General features: G+C 48.1%; 2 rRNA genes. Both read left to right on the top strand.

The features are described 5' to 3' along the window. Positions 1-193 precede the first annotated feature (193 nt). Positions 194-3,092 (top strand): 23S ribosomal RNA (locus HMPREF1052_RS00010). Positions 3,093-3,211: 119 nt separating this feature from the next. Next, a 5S ribosomal RNA gene (gene rrf / locus HMPREF1052_RS00005) occupies positions 3,212-3,321 on the top strand; the annotation flags it as partial.

The following is a 3,321-nucleotide window of genomic DNA, read 5'->3' as shown; positions in this document are numbered from 1 at the left end:
CTTTAAAAAATAGGAAACAAGCTGAAAAACTGAAGAGACTTTCAAGTTAGTACAAATCGAAAGAGGGTACTACTATGAAAAAGTCTGAGTAAAAAAAACAAGATTAACTGAGAAAAGGCAGTTAATTGTTGAGTTGTTTAACGAAGCGTACAGCGAAAGGAAAGCTTTGTAAAAAGAATACTTGAGGTTGTATGGTTAAGTGACGAAGCGCACAAGGTGGATGCCTTGGCAATCAGAGGCGAAGAAGGACGTGCAAATCTGCGAAAAGCTTGGATGAGTTGATAAGAAGCGTATAATCCAAGATATCCGAATGGGGAAACCCAGTAGATGAAGAATCTACTATTTATTACTGAATCCATAGGTAATAAAGGCAAACCGGGAGAACTGAAACATCTAAGTACCCCGAGGAAAAGAAATCAACCGAGATTCTGTGAGTAGCGGCGAGCGAAAGCGGAGGAGCCAGTAAGTGATAGCATTAAAGTTAGGGGAATGTGCTGGGAAGCGCAATCATAGAGGGTGATAATCCCGTACCTAAAAACTTTATAGTGGTACTAAGCTAACGAGAAGTAGGGCGGGACACGAGAAATCCTGTTTGAAGAAGGGGGGACCATCCTCCAAGGCTAAATACTCCTGATTGACCGATAGTGAACCAGTACTGTGAAGGAAAGGCGAAAAGAACCCCGGTGAGGGGAGTGAAATAGAACCTGAAACCTTGTGCGTACAAGCAGTGGGAGCGGAATAATTCTGTGACTGCGTACCTTTTGTATAATGGGTCAGCGACTTATATTATGTAGCGAGGTTAACTGAATAAGGGAGCCGAAGGGAAACCGAGTCTTAACTGGGCGAATAGTTGCATGATATAGACCCGAAACCCGGTGATCTAGCCATGGGCAGGTTGAAGGTTGGGTAACACTAACTGGAGGACCGAACCGACTAATGTTGAAAAATTAGCGGATGACCTGTGGCTGGGGGTGAAAGGCCAATCAAACCGGGAGATAGCTGGTTCTCCCCGAAATCTATTTAGGTAGAGCCTTGAGCGGACACCTTCGGGGGTAGAGCACTGTTTCGGCTAGGGGTCCATCCCGGATTACCAACCCGATGCAAACTACGAATACCGAAGAGTGATACTCAGGAGACACACGGCGGGTGCTAACGTTCGTCGTGGAGAGGGAAACAACCCAGACCGCCAGCTAAGGTCCCAAAGTTTATGTTAAGTGGGAAACGAAGTGGGAAGGCTTAGACAGCTAGGATGTTGGCTTAGAAGCAGCCATCATTTAAAGAAAGCGTAATAGCTCACTAGTCGAGTCGGCCTGCGCGGAAGATGTAACGGGGCTCAAACATAGCACCGAAGCTGCGGCATCAGTTGTAAGACTGTTGGGTAGGGGAGCGTTGTGTAAGCGGAAGAAGGTGAGTTGAGAGGCTTGCTGGACGTATCACAAGTGCGAATGCTGACATAAGTAACGATAAAACGAGTGAAAAACTCGTTCGCCGGAAGACCAAGGGTTCCTGTCCAACGTTAATCGGGGCAGGGTGAGTCGGCCCCTAAGGCGAGGCTGAAGAGCGTAGTCGATGGGAAACGGGTTAATATTCCCGTACTTGGTATGAGTGCGATGTGGGGACGGAGAAGGTTAGGTTATCAGGGTGTTGGATATCCCTGTTTAAGTTAGTAGGTGGGTGAATTAGGCAAATCCGGTTCACTATAAACACTGAGAGATGATGACGAGGCACTACGGTGCTGAAGTAACTGATACCACGCTTCCAGGAAAAGCCACTAAGCTCTAGCTCATACTAAACCGTACTATAAACCGACACAGGTGGTCAGGTAGAGAATACTCAGGCGCTTGAGAGAACTCGGGTGAAGGAACTAGGCAAAATAGCACCGTAACTTCGGGAGAAGGTGCGCCGGCGTAGATTGTAATCCCCGCGGATGAAGGTTGAACCGGTCGAAGATACCAGCTGGCTGCAACTGTTTATTAAAAACACAGCACTCTGCAAACACGAAAGTGGACGTATAGGGTGTGATGCCTGCCCGGTGCTGGAAGGTTAATTGATGGAGTTATCGCAAGAGAAGCTCCTGATCGAAGCCCCAGTAAACGGCGGCCGTAACTATAACGGTCCTAAGGTAGCGAAATTCCTTGTCGGGTAAGTTCCGACCTGCACGAATGGCATAATGATGGCCAGGCTGTCTCCACCCGAGACTCAGTGAAATTGAAATCGCCGTGAAGATGCGGTGTACCCGCGGCTAGACGGAAAGACCCCGTGAACCTTTACTATAGCTTGACACTGAACATTGAATTTTGATGTGTAGGATAGGTGGGAGACTTTGAAGCGGTCACGCCAGTGATAGTGGAGTCATCCTTGAAATACCACCCTTTAACGTTTGATGTTCTAACGGAGTATTCGGAACGAGTACTCGGACAGTGTCTGGTGGGTAGTTTGACTGGGGCGGTCTCCTCCCAAAGAGTAACGGAGGAGCACGAAGGTTTGCTAATCACGGTCGGACATCGTGAGGTTAGTGCAATGGTATAAGCAAGCTTAACTGCGAGACAGACAAGTCGAGCAGGTGCGAAAGCAGGTCATAGTGATCCGGTGGTTCTGAATGGAAGGGCCATCGCTCAACGGATAAAAGGTACTCCGGGGATAACAGGCTGATACCGCCCAAGAGTTCATATCGACGGCGGTGTTTGGCACCTCGATGTCGGCTCATCACATCCTGGGGCTGAAGTAGGTCCCAAGGGTATGGCTGTTCGCCATTTAAAGTGGTACGCGAGCTGGGTTTAAAACGTCGTGAGACAGTTTGGTCCCTATCTGCCGTGGGCGTTGGAGAATTGAAAGGGGCTGCTCCTAGTACGAGAGGACCGGAGTGGACGCATCACTGGTGTTCCAGTTGTCTCGCCAGAGGCATTGCTGGGTAGCTAAATGCGGGAGAGATAAGTGCTGAAAGCATCTAAGCACGAAACTTGCCTTAAGATGAGTTCTCCCTAGTATAAACTAGTAAGGGTTGTTGAAGACGACGACGTAGATAGGTCTGATGTGTAAGTGGTGTGAGCCATTGAGCTAACAGATACTAATTGCCCGAGAGGCTTAGCCATACAACGCTCAAGTGTTTTTTTTATGAAGTTAAAGGCTTGTTTTTTATTTAGATGAAGAATGATTAGTTAGGCTATTAGTGTAGACTAATTAGGAATAGAGATAAGAATAGAAGGATAATCTTGGCGGCGAAAGTGCGGTGGTCCCACCTGACCCCATGCCGAACTCAGAAGTGAAACGCCGAAACGCCGATGGTAGTGTGGGGAATCCCCATGTGAGAGTAGGTCACCG

Origin of the sequence: Pasteurella bettyae CCUG 2042 (assembly GCF_000262245.1) — a bacterium.
Classification (GTDB): Bacteria; Pseudomonadota; Gammaproteobacteria; order Enterobacterales; family Pasteurellaceae; genus Basfia; species Basfia bettyae.
This window is presented reverse-complemented; position numbering and strand designations above follow the sequence as displayed.